Below are 20,514 nucleotides of genomic sequence, written 5' to 3'. Positions count from 1 at the left end.
ACAGAAAAAATACAATCAGCTTTTTACAAGTAACTGACCCTTGCCGGCTAAACTGAAATAAATAAACCTTATTTTTGCATTCTATAATTTTAAAATGAGTAAACACGGTAGAATTCTGGTAGCCATGAGTGGCGGGGTTGACAGCTCTGTAGCAGCGGTAATGTTGCACGAGCAAGGTTATGAGGTAATTGGCTTAACCATGAAAACCTGGGATTATGCGAGTTCTGGTGGAAGCAGCAAGGAAACCGGCTGTTGCTCACTAGACAGTATCAATGATGCGCGTACCTTAGCGGTAAATTATGGCTTTCCTCACTATATCTTGGATATTCGTGATGAGTTTGGCGATTATGTAATCGATAACTTTGTGGATGAGTATCTGGCAGGACGAACGCCCAATCCATGCGTTTTATGTAATACCCACATCAAGTGGGAAGCTTTATTAAAGCGGGCCAATAAATTAGATTGTGAATTTATCGCTACCGGACACTACGCCAATATCCGCCAGCAAGATAACGGTCGTTACGTAATTTCTAAAGGTAAAGACGAAAACAAAGACCAGTCTTATGTATTGTGGGGCGTTTCACAGGAAAATCTTTCCAGAACCAAATTTCCTTTAGGAAGCTTTGCTAAAGCTGAAATCAGGCAAATGGCTTTAGATATGGGACAGGAAGAGTTGGCTAAAAAATCTGAAAGCTATGAAATCTGCTTCGTTCCGGACAATGATTATCGTTCGTTTTTAAAACATAAAGTAGAAGACCTCGAAGAAAGGGTAGCGGGTGGAAACTTTGTATTAAGCAACGGAATGGTCGTTGGCCAGCACAAAGGTTATCCCTTTTATACTATTGGGCAACGTAAAGGTTTAGGCATAGCTTTCGGTGAGCCCATGTTTGTTACCCAGATTTTACCAGAAAGCAATACAGTAGTTTTAGGCAGAGCAGATGAGCTCGAACGCCGTGAAGCCCTGGTGAGAAATGTTAACCTGGTTAAATACGCCAGTATTGAAGAACCCATGAATGATGTAATTACAAAAATCCGGTACAAAGATGCAGGTATGTTGAGTACCATCGTTCAGGAGAAAGATAAAATGCGGGTGGTTTTTGACCATGCCGTTTCTGCTATTGCTCCCGGACAGTCGGCCGTTTTTTATGAAGGGAACGATTTATTAGGTGGCGGATTTCTCGTTTAAAGATTCTAAATTTCATAAAATAAAAAAAGAGGTTAACTAGACCTCTTTTTTTGTTTTGAATCTAAATCGTCCCGTTGATTTAATTCTAAAGCAAATATCCACTACTTTAACCGATAAGGCAATACCGAGTGCTTGGTAATTTTCAGGTATACAAGGAAGTAAGTAAATCGATATTCTGGCTAGGGTGAAAAAACGGTGTTATTTCCGTTATTTATGCATTTCCTCCGCCTGAAGTAGCCGCTGAGCCCGAAACAAGTTGTCTGTTGCCTGAAGGATTTTGAGTTTAAGTTTGGGATTATAGTCTGCATTGGCTTTTAAAAATGTATTGACCAATTCGGCAGCTTCGGCACTTTGGTAATTACCAAAAGTAGCCTGTAACCAATTTTGCGGAAAAAAGATATCTCCGGTACGTTGAATCTCTGTAAGCAGTTCTAAACTTTTAGCAAGGTATTTAACCGAGGTGATTTGTCTTAAGGGATGGTGGAGATAAGTTAAGGCAGTCCCAACGTTGGCCTCTTTCTCACGGTTAGACTTTAGGGCTAAACTATTAAAAAATTCATCTCTTACAGCACTTTGACTGGAAACTGCAGGCATGATAAATTTAAACCTGCTTCTCCGGTCCGGGTTAGTAATTCTTTCCAGCTGCTTATTCAGGATATCGGGATATTTATTTTCCCTCAAACAAAGTGAAAAGGCTAAACTGGTATAATCATCTTCTGTGAGTTTAATGCCTGCTGGCGCCTGCTGTTTACACCAAACTGTATAAAGTGTATCCATAGCACCATGGGAAATAAAAATATCCTGATAGGTTTTAAACAGAATCTTTTTGTTGTTCGCCAAGGTTTGTTTTTTCATTGCCCCCCATACAGCTTGTTCAAGGCGGCTGCTCCATTCTTTACGTTCATCAGGCGTTATAAATTCCCAGTAAATTGTACTGATGTAGCCATTAATCAATCGCAGATTTAATTCTTCCTGCTCTTTCTCTAAACCATTAATTAACAACTTAAGTAAGAAAGTCGGCTTCAACCCTCTCCCATTCAGCATATTTTCATAGAGTGTTATGTATGCCGATGCCCGGCTAACCGGATTTTTTATGGTATAAACCTGTTTAGGCATCTCCGGATCAACAGGCCATAAACCATAGCCATCACCCGCAGAATTAAAAAGCACGAACAATGGTTTATCTACGCCCTTTAATGCCTTTACCACCACTCCTGCCGCATTAAAATTAACTGTTAAACTTTTTACTGTATCCGGATAGTAAAGTGAAACATCAAAAAACTGAGGCCAGATTCCTTTGGTATCGTACTCTGCCTTTTGGCTGATGGAGAATTTTTTAATCTTGTTGCCACTATACTTAACCTCATAATCCAGTACCGGCCTGCCTGTTTCTTCCACCCAAACCTTATTCCATTTTTTTAAATCAGCAACTGTATAGCTATCCAATACCTCTATAAGTTCTGGCCAGGAAGCATTGTTATTGGCAAACTTTTTCAGATACGCACTGATTCCCTGCTGAAATTTTTCCTTCCCCATTAATAGCTCCAGCTGGCGCATCATTATCGGGGCTTTGTGGTAAATGATATTTCCATACATTGATCCTGCATCCTGTAAATTATCCAATTGCTGTCTTATCGGATTGGCTCCTGTAGTTCGATCAGTCGCATAAGCAGCAGGAAAATGATCAATAAGAAACTTAAGATCGAAATTACCAGCATTCCCCAAGCCTTCTGTACTTTTATCTGCCATAAAATTGGCAAATACCTCTTTCATCCAAACATCATTAAACCAGCTCATGGTTACCAAATCGCCAAACCACATGTGTGCAGTCTCATGCGCAATAAGATTAGAACGGGCATTTAACTGATCCTTTGTTGCACTGGCATCTAAAAAAAGTGAAGAAGCCTTATATTGGATGGCACCTACATGCTCCATTCCTCCAAATTGAAAATCGGGAATGGCAACGAAGCCAAATTTTTGAAATGGATACCGGATTCCGGTCCAATCTTCAAAAAAACGAAGCGAATGTTCATGAATTTTAAAGATTTCATCCATGCTGTTTTTAATCTTTGCCGTATCGGTCTCCCGATATAAAAAATCACTTTGCATCCCTGCAATTTCTCCGGTATGGAGATCAAATTTTCCGGCAGCGAAAGAAAAAAGATAGGTACTTAGCAAATCAGAAACCTGAAATGAAATCGTTTTTCTATCGTTAATGCTACTAGTACGCTCTTGCTTTGCATTGGCAATGGCTTTCCAGGACTCAGGAATGGTAAGTTTAAGTTTATAGGTGGCCTTAAGGTCTGGCTGATCGAAGCAAGGAAATACGGTTCGGGCACGATCTGGTACAAACAAAGTATAAAGGTAATCACTGTTTCTGTTTAACGCTCCTTCTCCCGCTTCAAAAATCAGTTGAATATTATTATCACCAACTGTAAGCAATGATTTATCTATTAAAAGATGTTCGGCTTTAAAAATCACCGCCGCATCTTTACCATTTACTTTTATAGACTTAATTTTATCGCCGTTTTCTCTAAAATCAAGCTGTAAGGTATATGAATTTGCAAGTAATTTAAAATGAATAGATTCTTCTGCTTGTATCGCCTTCTTCCGCTCCAGCGGAATATCCAGATTTAAGCTATATTTTATTTCACTCAGTACCTTTTTCCGATAGCTGGCCAGTTCTTTAGAAACCCCCTTAACTACTTCGGGTTCTGCGGCTTTAATGATCAAAAAAGAAAATATAAATATAGCCGAAAAGAAAAATCGGATAATAAGTTTAGTCATGTTACAAACATAAAAAATCACCCGGATTGATTGGCATAAATAACCCTAAATAAGTCATAAATGACTCTTTTGTCACTTTAATTTTGCACGTATATTTACCAGTATAAACACGGTGAAGGGGATTCACATGGTAAATGGTAATTAAAAAATGAAAGTACTGAACACATTTCTGCTCACGATAATATTGATTTCAAACGCTATGGCGCAAACTACTGGTAAATATGCCACTATAAATGGCTTAAAAATGTATTATGAAATTCATGGAAAAGGCTTTCCATTGGTCCTTATCCACGGGGGTGGTTCTACCATAGAAACCACGTTTGGAAGGATTTTACCTGATTTAGCCAAACATCATCAGGTAATTGCAGTAGAACTTCAGGCGCATGGCCGTACTGCTGACATTGACCGCCCGTTGAGCTTTGACAATGATGCCAGCGATGTTGCCGCTTTATTGAAACACCTGGGCATTGTTAAAGCGGATATCTTTGGTTTTAGTAATGGTGCAAGTACCACGCTTACCCTGGCCATCAAGTATCCTGAACTGGTCAATAAAATCGTTGTCGCTTCTACAATGTATAAAAAGGCTGGTGCCTATCCATGGCTTTGGGAGATGATGAAATCGCCATCTTTTGATAACATGCCTCCGCAGCTTAAAGAAGCTTTTTTAAGCGTTAACCCAGACCAAAAGGCACTTTTCACCAGCTACAAACGTGATGTTGCCAGAATGCAGTCTTTTACAGATATGAATGTGGAAGACATTAAAGGCATTAAAGCACCTACGCTAATTATTGCTGGAGACAAAGATGTGGTTACACCTGAACATGCGGTGGAAATGTCGCGCCAAATACCAAATGCACAGTTGTTAATCTGGCCTGGTGGGCACGGAGATTACATTGGTGAAATTACCACAATTAAGCCCGGCATAACGAATTACCCTGTACTATCGGCAATTGAAGCCTTTTTGGTGCAACACTAATAACCCATTAAAAAAAGGTGTCAGCCGGAAGTATATTTCCGCTAACTGACACCTTTATTATCTATATTATCCGAAGGTTAAAACTTCAAGGTATTCAGTTTTTTATCCACCAGGATGCCATCTTTTACTTTAAGTTCGCATTTAACTTTGCGTTTAGCCTTCAACTTCAATATAAACAAATCTGCATTACCCGTTGCTGCATCTTTAACACCCACATTAACGAAAGTTGGATAAATTACCTTGTCGCCATTGGTATGTAAACGATCATAAGTTAGGTTATCCATTTGCTTCACGTTTACGCTTTCTATGCCTACAAATTCATAATCCTGTGGATTATAAGGTAAGGCAAAACTAAAGGCATTTACCGATTTCAAATCAAATCCTTTTACTTTAACCGCTACAATTTCATCCTTATTGTAAACAGGTTTAGCCGTGCTGATGGATATTTTTCCAGCCAGCTGATCAATCTTCGCACTGGTTACTCCACCATCCAGCTGGGTAGCTACCACCGAAATGTCGTAGGCATCAATCAAATTATTTTTATTGATATCTCCATTGCTGATGTAGCCTTCAAAATCGGCATCACCTTTCCTTAATCCGGTGTAGTTGATGTAAGAAGTTAAATCATTTTTATCGATCAAACGATCATTATTGATGTCTCCCGGCAGGTAACTTTCTGTGCCCGGAACTTTAAACACATACAATTCACGGCCAGATCCGAAACCTCCTACCCCTTCTGCAACCGCAATTTTAATGTAGCGTGCAGTTGGATGCTTACTAAAGCTGAATAATTTAACTTCGTCATTATTAGCCCATTCAAATGCCCCTGCTTCGGTCCAGCTTTCTTTATTATTGCTAAAGAACACCTTTCCTTTTAACAAGATTCCGTTTCCTCTTCCGGTGCGTGGTAAATAATGAAACTTATCTAACTGGTTAATTGATTTCAAATCTATAATCATATCAAAAGGAACCGATTTCACTCCCCATTTGGTATGCCACATATTTCCCTCATCATAATCAAACAGTTTGTTCAGCCCTGAACCGCCCTGATTTTCTGCGGTGGTTTCTCCTGTAATCCCCTGAATTGCAAATTCCAAAGGATTGGTTTTAGTAGTCGCTTTAATTTCTGTCCAATCAGAATACCCATCTTTATTGGCAGCACGGAGCTTAAATGAATAAGCGGTTTCAGCCTGTAATCCTTCAAATAATAGCGTAGTGTCTTTAATGGTAGTATAATGCATGCCATTGAAATCAATTTCATAGAAATCGGCATGGGCTACTTTTGTCCAGCTTGGCTTTAGTGTGTAGGCTTCCCTATCTTTATCAGCAACCCTGGTGTTGCCTGGTGCAGCTAAAGTTCCAGCAGATATCCGATGTTTATCAGCAGGCTCAAACTTAAATCCATCAACAGTTAGTATTACTGCATTTTCGGTAATATCAGTGGCGGCCACTTTAACCAAAACCTGAGGGTTCCGTGCCATTATTACTTTTTCAAATTCTGCCCCTTTAGTAGAAAAGCGATTTAAGTTTGGACTCAGTTCATAAAAATAAACATTGGTCGCTTTTAAAAACTCGGCCTTACTGGCAACTTCTGTGAGTTTAATTTTACCGTTTCCAACTTTAACAGTTATTTTCTTTGGTTTCTCGGTTACGTTCAGTCTGAATTCTGTGCCTTTTTGCTTTACAAAACCTTCGAAATTACCTTTGGCCGGCTGAACAATAATTGTTGCCTTGCTTCCCTCGACTGTCGATTCAATGAGATTGGATACGCTTTTCCCAAGTTTGTAGGCTTCTGTTGTTCCATCATCATCGTATTCGGTAAATGTTGTTTTCCCGAAAGGATAAAGTTCGTAGATGCGGTTGCCCTTATCAATTTCTGAAACATTATTATTGGCATTCGTCATCGGAATGATTGCGCCGTTCTTTACGAAAACCGGCAATTTCCAAATTGGCGCATCGAAGGTATTCAATATGCAGTTTCCAGTATATTTGTCACCCGTAAAGTAATCTATCCAGTTTCCATCCGGTAGATAAATCCCGTTGCGGATATCGTTACCTTTCTCATCTAATTTAGTGGCCTGATATATTGGGGCTACCAGGAAGTATGGGCCATACATAAACTGATACTGCGTTGCCGTTCCGAGCGTATAGGCATTGGGATATTCCAAAAACATTGCCCTGATGATAGGTAGGCCCGTTACTGCTTCTCTGGCAATGCTGTAGGTATAGGGTAATAATTCTGATTTAAGTTTTAAATAGTTCCGGTTGATGGAGGTAAAAGGCTCCCCTAATGCCTGTGGATATTTCTCATTTGCACCCCAACCATCCATATTCAGCTCCATGGGGCTAAATGTTTTCCATTGAAAATCCCTGGTATTAATGGTTGTATTCTTGCCTCCAAAAATTCCATCCATGTCTGAAGTAATATTGGGCTGACCTGATAACCCTGAGCCTAAATAAGTGGGAATGTGGAAGCGGATATATTCCCAAACACCACCTGTTTGATCTCCAGACCAAATTCCGGCATAACGTTGTGTTCCTGCCCAGCCATCTAAGGAAATAATGAATGGTCTTGCGTTATTGCCATAGTAAGGCATAATTTGTCCTACATCAGCTACACCGTTGAGCCCGAAAGAATAGCCCGCACCAACCCAGGCTACATCGGTTTTAAGTACGCGTACGCCTGCATCTCTAACTTCTTTTATAATATCTCTTTGCAATAATGGACTTACTTCTGCTTTAGGATGAAGGTCGGATTGTGTCCATAAACCAATTTCAACACCATTTTTTCTGGCGTAATCGCCCAGACTTTTCAGGTTTTGAATATTTCCGTCTAAGCTTTCTGTTTGACCGTAGCCAGCTCCATAGCCATCGTTCGGAAGTATCCAGCCAAAAGGCATATCGTGTTTCTTGTACCTATCGATAACAGCACGTGCAGAAAACTGATAATTGTTCTTTTCACCATTGAGCGATTCTTTTATCCCCCCGTTTTCTTTTTGTGCTTCTTTATATTTTTTACCATCCTCAAATAAAATACCTTTTTCATCTTCTTTCCAGAAATCACGGTTATAGGCATTCAAATGTCCCTGATAAAAACCAAATTTAGGTAACAGCACCGGATTACCTGTAAGCTGGTAAAAATCGTTAAGCAATGCTACAGCACCATCATTAACCATAATAAAGGCATCCAGATACCCCGTATCGTGCGATAATTTCACAGCGCCTTTCTGTTTAGCGCCGAAATCATAACTTCCTTTCTTAAAAGTGTTCCATAGTACGGCGTAACCATTGGTGGACCAGAAATAAGGCGTTGGGGAAGCCACACCACCATCTGTCCAGCTGTTCTGGTTCTCTATAGCAATCACCTTGCCTTTATGTGAAAAACGGCCATTTTGTACCCCTCCACCATAAAAGTATTCCTTTTCGTTTTCTTTTAGTGTTAGGCTAACCTTTTCCTTTTCAAATTGGATTGCTGAAATTTCTTCGAGTACTACTGCTTTGGTTGTTTGATTTATGATCTTTAATAGTGCACTTTGTTTATCAACCTGAACCGCTATTTTATCCGTACTGATTGTAATTTGATTGTTTTGATCTTCAACACTTAATTTAGAAAGGGGCCTTCGAGGATTTTCTACCAGAATTTTTGCTGCAGGTGTAGCCTCCGGATCTCGGATAAAACCACCGCTATTGTCTTGAAATAGCCTGAATATATTTTCACCGTAAAAATCAAATGTCAAACGCTGATTGTCTGAAAGCAATAACTCTACCGTGGTATCATTAATTTTTTTCGCGCTGATTACCGTTATGGTATTTTGCTGAAATGCCAGTTTAGCAGTTGGATATGACCTGGCAGCCAGTGGTAAGGTAGTTATGGACAAGGCTAAGCCAAATAAAACCGCATTTTGGGACATAAAAAGCCCAAATCTCTTCTTCATAGTTATTAATTAATAGTCAAATACTGATAAATAGCGAGATCATTCGCATTCGGATAAATGCAAGGAGATTTAGTTAGCGGCAGCGAATATAGAAATAAGAAAAGAAAAATTACAAGCGAATGTGTAAAGAAGATAGGATAATAAATTTCTTTACTGATTTAGCCTATAATTTTCCTATTTCAAAAGCAAAGAATCTGGAACAGTTATTTTTTGTCCGTTAATGATCAGATTCTCAAAAACGAGGTTAGAAGCATGATCAATTCTTGTTGGCGTGCTAACCCCTACAAAATTGCTGTTAACAACTCGAAGATTTTGTACAGGAGATGACTGGTATGCTTTAATGTAAACACCATATTTTCCACCTTTTGTTACCTGAACATTTTCCACCCAAATATTGCGAATGACTGGAATAAAATTTCCAGGATTTTCGTAGAACATATCAGCAGAGATTACCGCATCCTTATAAGAACCTACGCGGATATCTTTCATAAATATATTCTGAATTACTCCACCCCGTGAAGAGCTCGTTTTTAAACGCAAAACACGATCAAGGTTCTCAGAATCCATGCTGCAATTAATGGCGAAAATATTACTGGCACCACCAGCGATTTCACTTCCAATGGTTACCCCACCATGTCCATCTTTCATCTGGCAGCCTTCAATAATGTGGTTTTCGGCTGGGCGGCCCACCCTTCTCCCATCTTCATCCCTGCCCGATTTAATAGCTATGCAATCATCACCCGTATCAAAAAGACAATCTTTTATTAATACATTTTTGCATGATTCAGGATCACAGCCATCATTATTAGGTCCGTGAGACACGACTTTAACCTTTTCCACAATAACATTTTCACAAAGCAGCGGGTGAATAAACCACATTGGGGAATTGATCATTTTCACACCTGATATCAAAACATTCTTACAGTTATAAGGACTGAACATATTTGGCCTCAGGTAATGCCCCTCTCCAAATATCCTTGTTTTTGGATCCGTTTTTTGCCGCATAAGTTCATGGAGTTTGGTTCGCGCAGCGGTTTGCTTTCCCTCACCTTTTTTCCAGCCATAGCGCGGGTTGCCGTTCCAATTCCACCAGTGCGTATTATCGGCCTGACCATCTAATATACCGTTTCCTGTAACTGCGATATTACTTTCTCCATAGGCATAAATAAGGGCCGAGTAATTCATACAATCCATCCCTTCCCATCGTGTAAGCACTATTGGATAGTCACCAGGTGCTGTACTGAATATAATTTTCGCATCATCTGCAAGATGTAAATTCACATTACTTTTCAGATAAATTGCTCCGGTTAAAAAAACACCCGCCGGAACAATTACCCGTCCGCCACCACTTTTGCTGCAGGTTTCAATGGCCAGCTTGAAAGCTTTTGAATTCTTGGTTTTACCATCTCCAACAGCTCCAAACTGAGTAATAACAAAATCTTTCTTTTTAAAAGATGGTGCTTTAATTTCCGTCCGGAGCTTTGCCATAGCACTTAACGGTTCTTTATTTGATTTCCATACCAAGGGTTCCTGACTGTATGCGTATTTTACAGCAGTAAGCATCAATACCAAAAGGACTAAAAAACTGTTTTTAAAATTCATTCGTTCAATGTGTTACAGGTTAGTTTATTTGAGCCAGTTCCATCGTTTTCCCCAGTCGGACAAGAATGCTGCCCGGTGCTTGGAAATTGTTCTTGCTCCTTGCTGTTTTTCTAAAAACAACTCGGGTTCCAAACGATCACTAAACCAGGTTTTACCGAGCTGAAAATCATCTGTTCCAGGCTTTCCGGGCCATGGTATCGTACTTACATATTTGCCTTGCATATTATTCAATTCGGCAATTGTACTTGTGGTTGAATACGACCCGGTTTCCGAACCTTTGGAGGAATAATGTATCCCATAATTTCCATTTCCAAGATAATATCCCGGCCAAATCTGACCGCCAATTTTCATTGTAAAACAAACTGCAGTGTCAGCAATGGAAATCTCGGGGCCTTTAAACCGCCATTCAATAATTGAATAAGCTGCTACAGTATCTGTTATGGTAGTATTACGATTGAATATTGTTCTTGTACTTCGATCTATTGGTTTGAAACTACCACCCCAGCTTTCGCCTGTAGGATGATCCGGGTTGCCCTTCAAAAGATAAGCGAGAGATGGAGTATCGCCCATTTTTGGTCTGCCTTTATAATAGTTTTCAAATGCAGTCCCCATTTCTCCCCGTCCCTGAATAACCTGCTCAAAAAAGGTTCTTGCTTTGAACTGCGCTGTAGATTCCGAATCGATTATCCAGCCCCTGTATGTAGCATTTGCTTCAATCATCCAGAGGTTAGGGAAATTCTTCGCAATGTAGGCGTAAGCATTGGCACTCCACTTTTTATTTGGTCCACCAATCCAGTAAACCCGGATATTCTTTTGAATTTCGGGGTCATCGTGAAGTGCCTGGGCTAAATCTTCTATTCCGCCCCATACCAGTATCCAGAGTGGTTGTGTTGTTGCTTTCTTAGCACACCTGATGATCCAATCTGATCCCTCTGTTGGCAGGTTAAAACCTTTGTAAGGCGCGCTTGACAATGCTCCCTGTTTACAAACATCCCGTAATGAAGCTGGGCTGGGAAAACCCTTTGCATGCCTTTTCAACTTAGAAAGATCCTTTTCATAGAGATTAATCATGTCTAAAAAATCCTTCTTACGTCCTTCTCCAAAGGGGGAAGACACCAACCCTTCGATCTGAAAGAGATTAGCATACATTAACAGGTGTATTGCTGACTGAAAATCATCTGGATCTGTCCCTCCAATATCGCTGCTGATGAGTATACGTGGTTTAGCTTTACCTTGCGCTACACCTTTAAACGGCAATGATGTAAGCATGCACAGCAAGATTAACATCCAAATAACAGGGCTGTTCTTAAGAAACTGATGCATATTTCTGTTTTAATGGTTTGATCAGCACTAGGCCTGGCAATTAAATATATCCGGTTAGTAATATTATACACAAATTAAATACAAATTTAAGTGGCAATCTCTAACATTTTATCCTATTCATATATCATGTTATCACGGGTTGTTTTCAAGTAATCGATTCTTAAAACAAATCTGCAGACGCGACAATGCAAACCTCTTCTGCAAGCGCAAAAGAGGCTTATTTCTGTAGCGTAATCTATTAATTCACCATCAATCTCACCATAGGTTTTTCATTAACTTTAACAAAATAAACTCCCGGCAGATAGTTGCCATTTAGCGATATGTTTACCGAGCCACTATGATGCTTAAAAAGCTGACGCTGTATCACTACACCAAAAGCATTTAATATTTTCAGATTAATCTCTTTATTGAGCAAATCAGAAGTAAGGGCAACCGAAAACTGTCCGCTATTGGTTAAAGGGTTTGGGTACAACGTTATTTTTTCCGGAGTTTCGCCTGATAAGGTATCGTCATTTTTCAGCTGGTTATTGATTCCTGTATTGCTGGTTTTGTTAGCTGTGAAGTTGCTTAATGTTTTCTCCGCAGGTTCGATGCCATAAATTAACTGATTTTGATAGTAAACCGTTATGTGATTATTTTCCTGCAATGACGATATGCGCGGCAGGTAGGAATGATCGTTTGTTGCGATAAATGCAGACCAATCGGCTTTTGCCATCCTGTATTGAATATTTCCAGAATTGCTCAAGGGATTCAAAATCCCTGCAGCAGTGCCAAACCACAATTCAAAGTAAGTATCGGCATTTTCAAGTGCCTGGGGAATTGCAGTAAACTTTCCGTTAATCAAATTAGCACCCATCCTGGCATAATCAATATAATGGTTTAAACCTGCTGTTCCTTCTTTTGTAAACCAGTAACGTACTTTGAGATCGGCATAATTTAGCGGCGTATTACCCAGATTATTTATAGCCAGATAGGTACCAATACTGCTGTTGGCAGAATTCTGATGTTGTGAAACGACATTAACCCTGGTAACAACCGGAATGATTTCCGGCTCCTGCCCGTAAATCAGTTTGCCATTGCGATAAAGTGTGACGTGCGGATTCTGAGTATATATGCCAGGATTTCCCTGATAAGAATAATCATCAGATTCCTGAAGATTTGCCCAATCTTTGTTTGCAAAACGCGATTGTATCGGACCAGAACTGCTGTGTGCTGCGAGCAAAGCATTTCCGGTGAAAGCATATTCCATATAACCTAAGGCGCCATTACGCGGCAGATTTAAGGAAACATACTTCATATTAATATTATTTCCACCCATTTGTGCATAATCTATCCATGTATTAATGCCAGCTAAATTTTCTGCAGTAAACCAATAGCGTACGGATAATTGATTGTAGCTTACAGCGGCAGAATCGTTGTTAACCAACTGAAGAAATGGTCTGATCGTATTGTTACTCCCCTGCCCGTTGTCTCCGTCACGTGTTTGTACACTTAGATTTAAGTTTCGTATAATCAGGTTTTGGGTAACAGCAGTGTCCCTGTATTGCTCATTTCCAGTTTGCACAGCTTTAATGAATGCAGTACCTGCACCAATAATACTAATTGTATTACCCATAACTGTTGCTACACTGGTGTTACTACTTTCAAACACCACTGGCAAGCCTGAGCTAGCCGTTGCTGAAATTATAAAATCATCATCACCAAGAGTTTTAAGGGGTAGCGGATTAAAAATAATGGTTTGCGGTTTTCCCAAAACCTTTAACACCTGACTTACACTTACTGCTGCATTAAATTTATTATTACCTGATTGGGCTGCAATGATCGTTGCTGTTCCCGCCTTCCGGATTGTCATATCACCACTCAGGCTATCAATTACCACAATGGAAGTATCAGTACTCTTGTAAGTAACAGTTAAACCTGAACTTGATGTAGCGCCTGCCTTAAAATTATCCGCTCCGTAGGTTTTTACAGGCAAAGGATTAAAGGTAATGAGCTGATCATTTTTTACGACCACCAGGGGCTGACTAACAGCAGCTGCAGCATAATAATTGTTGTCTCCTTCTTGGGTTGCAATAATTGAGGTAGTGCCGGCACCTACAAGATGAATCTTTCCATTCTGGATAATTGCTACCGTGGAATCAGCACTGCTTAATGATACCATCAGGCCAGAACTGGCCAGGGCAACAGGAATAAAATCTGCGGCATCTACCCTTTGCTCGGGTATAGGTTCAAAAGCAATGGTTTGTGTGTTTTTAACCGTTGCCAAAGCGGTAATTTCCGTTTGCGAAAGAACATAGTTGTAAACCCTGACTTCATCAAGCATCCCCTTGTAGGGAGCGGGTTTATTTGTAGGGGCTAAAAACTCAAGTTCACCTATGTTTCCCAATACCAGGGCGCTGGCCTCTCCTATGCCTGAATTGGCTTTGCTAATGGCTATACTTCCTACTTGAGCACCATTCATATACATTAAAAGCTTTTTATTCGTAACATCACGTATAACCACTACATGTACCCAGTTATTGGTAAAAAACGGAACACCATTAACCTGGAGTTCATCTTTTCCACCGCCGGCCGCGTCATTATCATCATCAATAGCAAAACGGATTTGCTTGTTTTTAAATTCAATGTCAAAACGCTTTCCTGAAGCCCCTGTAGTTGAGTTTTTAGTAATTGAGCCTTTACAAAGCAAATATGCACTGGTGTTGTTATCCTGCGGAAGCATAGATGCAGGGGCTTTCATCCAGAATGAGATGGAAAATGGGCTTTTATCTAAATGCAATTGATCCTGATTGGGTAGCCTCACCACATAAATACTGGGATCAGCACTGGCAAAATCTAAAGCATTCTTTATTTTACCCTTTACCCTTACATCCCGATTGTCGGCATCCAGGCCTAAAACACCAGTATTGGCGTAACTGGTAGAATCCACTATTTGTGTCGAAACTGCATCCAGAGGTTCGTCAAAAGCCCAGTTACCTACCAGGCCTTGTGGGATGATTGGCGAGGTCCTGAAGCTCCACACCTGGCCTTTAGCCAGGCCTTTTGCATTAACAGCATCTATGCGCCAGTAATACACTGTGTTATCGTTTAATACCGTTGTGGTAAATGTTGGCGACACACTATAGGCTACATCTGCCTGTTTAGCTAAACTTCCGGTATCTGTACCTAAATATACGGCATACGTTTGGGTGCTGCTGCTCCCCGTCCATTTTAAGCTAACTTTTCCCGAGGTTAAGGCCACATACTGGGATCCGTTTACTGGCGAAGGGTTTGCGGTTACTGCAGGCGCAGTAGGTATTGGAGGTGTGGTTACAGTTACAGTTGCACTATATGCAGAAATTTCCGTTTCATTAACGGCTTTAAGCCTATAATAATAAACAGTATTAGGACTAAGTCCGGCATTATCGGTAAAAGTTAATACATTGGTATCAACGCGTCCAACCTCATTAAAGTTAACCCCGTTACTGGAGCGTTCGAGCACAAAACCAGTCTCATTATCAGCATTATCAACCCAAGTCAATTTCACAGTGCTTCCAGGGGGTTCTTCCTGTGAGGTAGCAGCAAGTATCAGATTTGTTGGTGGCTTAATAAATGCAGGTGGAGGTGTATATACCAATGCATTAATGTAAATCTCTATGTTTAGGTATCCTGGATCAGCGACACTGAAAGCCAGGGCATCCGTTTTATCATTTTTATTAAGTTGATTGGCCTCTTCCCAGGTATCTGGCATACCATCCCCGTCTGTATCTAATGCAGCAGGAGCACCAAAAACATTTCCCACACCACCGTTAACAAGCGGTAAATCGGTTTCCCGATACACATATAACCCTTTGGTTCCTTTAGAAGCCACTTCGTCAATCATCAAACCATCCACCTGATCGCGATGCGGGTACCATGCACCTACGCTATCAATAACATGCTGATATGCTTGTTCTGCAGTCATTGCAGGGTAGGCAGCCGGATAAGGATAAGGTTGTAATTTAAATGCATTTCCGGTTATTCCGGGATAACCCACCGAATCAAACGGAACTACTGTACCATCTAAAATACCGTTCCGGTTATTATCGAAATAATTTCCTGAACCATGAATATTAAAGGTTCCTGTTCCCCTTGAAAAAGGGGTAGTTTTAGTAGGTGGCGTAAGCGGGCCTCCACAAAAATAGTTATTGATTACATTTACTTCTGAAACACCTGATGAACCGCCCATAATGTAGGCATCGGCAGCCCAGCCATAATTAAAATTCTGGTCTAGCCGGTTACCGTTTCCCCAATCATACACTACATTGTTTACAAACTCGTTTACGCCTTTTACTTTGGGATTACGGGTTTTGTTACTGATGTACAGATTTTGCAGCAAACTTACCCTACCTCCATCAGGCGTTTGTATTAAGCCACCTGCAGAATGGTTTTCGCGAAAGAGCCCCTGCCCTATAATGGAATTTTGAACGGTAATATTATCAGGTGAATTCCCTTTATTGTCCCAGTTAATAGAAAAATTCTCATCCATTCCCCATGAAATAGAAAGGTGATCGAAAATCATGTTCGTACCATTTGACAAACCTGCTGCATCATTTCCGGAGTTACCTGTAGCGCCAAGCCTTACCCTCAAAAACCGGCAAATGGCATTATTGGCACCACTGAAACTTATACCTTTATTAAACAGCACAATACCATCACCAGGAGCCGTTTGGCCAGCTATAGTAGTGTTTGCAGCAACTACTACGTCTGATGAAAGCCGTATAATCCCTCCCACAGCAAAGACTACAATCCTTCCGGGTTTACTCACTGCATCCCTGAATGATCCGCTGCCGCTGTCATTTAGATTTTTTACAATGTAAACTTCCCGGGATGTTGCGCCCCTTGCGCCAGGTGCATATCTTCCAAAGCCCATGGCTCCTGGAAAGGCGGGTGTTTGGGCTTTGGCTTGCCACGCAGTTAAGAGCACTATCAATGCTAATTGACAGCGTTTAAAGGTAAAAATACTCATATGTTTGGTTCTTTGGTTAGCTAAATACCCGTGTGTACAACCGTGTTAATGCCTACAGCGACGCTACCTCGAAAACAACAAACAGTGAAGAGCATAGCAGTAATTACAGCGTTAACTGGTTACACATCTGGTTAACAATAATAAAAAGAAGATAGATAGCCCACTTTCAATAATTGACAAAAGAGTTTTAATAACTGGTGTAGGAAAATTTATAATGTTATTTTGCACATAAAACCTAATATACCATGCCTAAAAAAAACTATATAAGAATTGGAATCTTATCGATATCAATATTGATTTTTCTCCTTTCTCTTACTCAAGATGCCTTTAGCTACCAATACATCAAAAAGGAAGTAGTACAAGGGTATATGCTTTTATTAATGGGTGGATTGGCAATATTTGGTGGTGGTTTATTTGAGTGGATAGTGTGGTTAGCCAATCCTATTGCTCTTTCGGCAATTATCTTCTTTATTAAAGAAACAAACTCAATAGTTAAGGTCGATCATATATTACCTAAGCCCATGTACAAACCTAATTTCAGTCAATGGCTTTCTCTTATTGCTGTTATCATCGCCTGGTCATTTAGTTTATGGAAAGAAGTGCTTGCCGCTGAAAGTGGTTCAATGGGTAAAATCCTAAGCTTAGATCCGGGATATTGGCTGTGGGTTACCAGCCTAACAATGTTAGCTACTGGAATTAATACTTATAACATCTTGTATCAAAAGTAAATTAGTTCCATCACCGATAATCGACTGTAGTATTATAAAACACACCATTTAATGTATTTTATTAAATCAGATAAATTCTGAATAGTCAATATTTAAATAGAAATGAATAGGGTTGATTTCTATCTATGCGGATATATTGATATAATGTAAAACATATAGCTATCTTATACTTTCGCTATCTATTAACTTAACCTGTTTACCCATTTTCTTTTGGATAATCTCAAAGTGATGCAATTCTTCGGTACTAACCAGGGATATTGCATCCCCTACATTGCCAGCACGGCCAGTTCTGCCAATACGGTGAATATAATCTTTTGGTGACCGGGGTAGCTCATAGTTGATAACAAATGGCAGTTGGTCAATATCAATCCCTCTGCCCATTAAATCGGTAGCAACCAATATCCTGAGCTTACCAGCTTTAAATAGTGTTAGCGCTTCATTTCTTCCGCCCTGACTTTTCTTACTGTGGATGGCCCTTGCCTCCAGGTTATTTTTACGGAGCTTGTTTACAACGGCATCGGCCGCTTTAACAGAAGAAGCAAAGATTAACACCTGTTTCATTTCGTTTTGGTTAATCAGATAACGTAAAAACGGACCTTTCTTTTCAGCTGAAACGATATAAGCCAGTTGGTTAATTTGCTCAAGTGAATCTTCCTGAACTTCAATCTTAATGACCAGTGGGGCATGCAACAAGACCTGATGGATCTGCTGAAGATCTGCACTTAAGGTAGCAGACAATAATATATTCTGGCGTTTCTGCGGCAAGTGTGAAATGATCCGGTTCATTTCTTCCTTGAACCCCAAATTAAGCATCTTATCGGCTTCATCCAGTATAAGGGTTTCGATGCTGTTTAGATGTACTGCATTTGAATCTATCAGTTCTAATAATCTGCCTGGAGTAGCCACCAACACATTCACACCTTGAAGAGCAGTCATTTGTGGGTTGATAGAGACGCCACCATATACGGCCAGAGTTTTAACAGGTACAGGAAGTCTGCGGCTAAAACTTTGGAAAACATCTTTCACCTGTACTGCCAGCTCTCGTGTTGGCACTAAAACCAATACATTCACGTGCCTGTTTTTTAACTGAACTGCTGTTTGCAAATTCATTAATAGTGGTAAAACATAGCTTGCTGTTTTTCCTGAACCCGTTTTAGCAATTCCTAAAACATCTTTTCCATCTAATATAGCCGGTATTGCAGCTTGCTGAATGGGCGTAGGTTCGGTAAAATTCTGATTTGATAATACTTTTAATAAATCTGGAGGTAAACCCAGCGAGCTGAATGGCATATATTCGTTTTTCTGCTAAATTAAGCAAAAATTGCGATTAAGAGATTTTAACCGAGCTTTTTATGGATGCCAGAGAAAACAAAAAACCCTTTCTGCAAATACAGAAAGGGTTTTCTTTAGTCGGGGTGGCAGGATTCGAACCTACGACCTCCACATCCCAAATGTGGCGCGATACCGGGCTACGCTACACCCCGAAAAGGTATCACCTTTGTGGTATTAGAGCTTTTTCTGGCTCTCCCTAATCGTCTTATGTTCCGATTGGGATTGCAAAGATAGGAATTAGAATACATCTTACAAGAGATGACTAAATTATTTTTAAGGATTTATTGTACTAAACTAATAATCAACAAATTATTTTTTTTCAGGACCTAACCGTTAAAGCGTATAAGACGCCCGTTCGGCCAGGACAAGATAATTCCACTTGTAGCTAGCGAAACGTATAACCTCGCAACTCTGTCATTCCTTCGCAGGAATAAATCAACATCGAACAGGGTTCTGCGTAGCTATTGCAAACTAACTCCCCTCCTTTTTTCAAGGAGGGGGTGTGTAGCCAGTGGGTTGCAGGGGTGGTAAAAACATCGTAGAATCCCATGAGCATTTTAACCATATAAGGGATGTAAGAACATATAAGTTCAATTTATTCAATTCTTAATGCAATGTCTTAACCGCCATGCTTTGCCACCCAGCCAGGCCTCAGCACTGTTTCTCCGTTTCACTTGGATCGGCGACAGCACTAACTTTTAAATGGTTAAGCTTTTAAAAATTCATTTAATGACAATATCTATAGATTTAGTTGATATTTTTCCTGTACTAATCTACCAAAAGTGCTAACTTTGAATTAACAACAAAACGCAGCCTGAGCAGCTGCAACCAACAACACCATGAACGATGATTTCTTAGGGGATTTATTGAAAAAACCTTCAGCAGGAATTACTTTACCGGGTAACGATTATATAGCTGCCTGGGCACTGGAATTACTACATCTCCTGTTTCCTGAAAACGAAGAAAGTAAGGCGAAAAACTTAACTGAACTTCAGGCAAAGACACAAAAACTGAAAGATACACTCAAAAGTATGCTTCAGCCCAGCCTGCTACCGGAAGGCAATGCCGAAAGTATTACAGAGGCCTTTTTTTCTGCGTTACCGGAGGTTTACTATATACTCCAAACAGACTTAAAGGCCATATTTGAGGGTGATCCGGCTGCGCGCAGCGAAACCGAGGTGTTGCGTACCTACCCCGGTTTTTATGCCATTTATTTTTATCGTGTCGCTCATCAACTGGCTATTTTAGGTGTATCATTAATCCCCAGGATTCTAACGGAACACGCGCATTCCAAAACCGGGATAGACATCCATCCTTTGGCACAAATTGGAGCATACTTCCACATTGACCATGGTACCGGAATTGTAATCGGAGAAACCAGCCTGTTGGGCAAAAATGTCAAAATCTATCAGGGTGTAACCCTGGGAGCCATGAGTGTAAGCAAATCACTGGCCGGCAATAAACGCCATCCAACTGTAGAAGATAATGTTGTGATCTATTCCGGTGCTACCATTTTGGGTGGAGAAACGGTTATCGGACATGACAGTGTGATAGGTGGAAATGTTTGGTTAACGGAAAGCGTGCCACCCTACTCTACTGCATATCACTCGCCGGTAATTCGGCTAGGTAAATCAAAACAAACCCATACAAATTCATAA

Annotated in this window: 10 protein-coding genes and 1 tRNA gene; 4 read left to right on the top strand and 7 right to left on the bottom strand. The window is 40.3% G+C overall.

Annotated elements, in window-relative coordinates; translation table 11 throughout:
• The first annotated feature begins 94 nt into the window (after nt 1–94).
• On the top strand, nt 95–1,186 hold the full coding sequence (mnmA, locus tag ACQY77_RS00775; RefSeq protein WP_421939898.1) for a tRNA 2-thiouridine(34) synthase MnmA: 1,092 nt from the start codon (nt 95–97) through the stop codon (nt 1,184–1,186).
• A gap of 207 nt (nt 1,187–1,393) precedes the next feature.
• Here mnmA and ACQY77_RS00770 read toward each other — a convergent pair whose 3' ends face one another.
• Entirely contained in the window at nt 1,394–3,973 is a 2,580-nt protein-coding gene (locus tag ACQY77_RS00770; protein WP_421939899.1) for a M1 family metallopeptidase, read from the bottom strand.
• Nucleotides 3,974–4,121: 148 nt separating this feature from the next.
• Here ACQY77_RS00770 and ACQY77_RS00765 point away from each other — a divergent pair, with 148 nt between their 5' ends.
• Nucleotides 4,122–4,949, top strand: a complete 828-nt coding sequence (locus ACQY77_RS00765; RefSeq protein ID WP_421939900.1) for an alpha/beta fold hydrolase — start codon at nt 4,122–4,124, stop codon at nt 4,947–4,949.
• 77 nt (nt 4,950–5,026) lie between these two features.
• Here the strand turns inward: ACQY77_RS00765 and ACQY77_RS00760 are convergent, their stop codons facing one another.
• The 4 genes from ACQY77_RS00760 to ACQY77_RS00745 form a co-directional block, all read right to left on the bottom strand.
• On the bottom strand, nt 5,027–8,884 hold the full coding sequence (locus tag ACQY77_RS00760) for a TIM-barrel domain-containing protein (RefSeq protein WP_421939901.1): 3,858 nt from the start codon (nt 8,882–8,884) through the stop codon (nt 5,027–5,029).
• A 174-nt stretch (nt 8,885–9,058) separates the two neighbouring features.
• The gene (locus tag ACQY77_RS00755) at nt 9,059–10,486 is read right to left on the bottom strand and encodes a glycoside hydrolase family 28 protein (protein ID WP_421939902.1); all 1,428 of its coding nucleotides are present in this window, start codon (nt 10,484–10,486) and stop codon (nt 9,059–9,061) included.
• Between the two features lie 24 nt (nt 10,487–10,510).
• A complete protein-coding gene (locus tag ACQY77_RS00750; protein ID WP_421939903.1) occupies nt 10,511–11,755 on the bottom strand; it encodes a nucleoside hydrolase-like domain-containing protein in 1,245 nt (414 codons plus the stop codon).
• A gap of 292 nt (nt 11,756–12,047) precedes the next feature.
• Nucleotides 12,048–16,796 carry a cellulose binding domain-containing protein gene (locus tag ACQY77_RS00745; protein WP_421939904.1) on the bottom strand — a complete coding sequence of 1,583 codons (4,749 nt, stop codon included), beginning with the start codon at nt 16,794–16,796 and terminating at the stop codon, nt 12,048–12,050.
• A gap of 245 nt (nt 16,797–17,041) precedes the next feature.
• Here ACQY77_RS00745 and ACQY77_RS00740 point away from each other — a divergent pair, with 245 nt between their 5' ends.
• Complete coding sequence (locus ACQY77_RS00740) at nt 17,042–17,524, top strand: hypothetical protein (RefSeq protein WP_421939905.1); 483 nt, start codon at nt 17,042–17,044, stop codon at nt 17,522–17,524.
• Nucleotides 17,525–17,683: 159 nt separating this feature from the next.
• Here ACQY77_RS00740 and ACQY77_RS00735 read toward each other — a convergent pair whose 3' ends face one another.
• Together ACQY77_RS00735 and ACQY77_RS00730 are read right to left on the bottom strand one after the other, a co-directional pair.
• Nucleotides 17,684–18,814, bottom strand: a complete 1,131-nt coding sequence (locus ACQY77_RS00735) for a DEAD/DEAH box helicase (RefSeq protein WP_421939906.1) — start codon at nt 18,812–18,814, stop codon at nt 17,684–17,686.
• Nucleotides 18,815–18,934: 120 nt separating this feature from the next.
• A tRNA-Pro gene (locus ACQY77_RS00730) sits at nt 18,935–19,008 on the bottom strand.
• 687 nt (nt 19,009–19,695) lie between these two features.
• Between ACQY77_RS00730 and ACQY77_RS00725 the strand changes: the two genes are divergently transcribed.
• Nucleotides 19,696–20,514: a serine O-acetyltransferase gene (locus tag ACQY77_RS00725; protein WP_421939907.1), complete on the top strand. Its 819-nt coding sequence runs from the start codon at nt 19,696–19,698 to the stop codon at nt 20,512–20,514.

The organism is Pedobacter sp., assembly GCF_965279535.1.
Taxonomy (GTDB): domain Bacteria; phylum Bacteroidota; class Bacteroidia; order Sphingobacteriales; family Sphingobacteriaceae; genus Pedobacter.
Note: the sequence above shows the minus strand (reverse complement) of the source record. Positions and strands in the feature narration are given on the sequence as shown.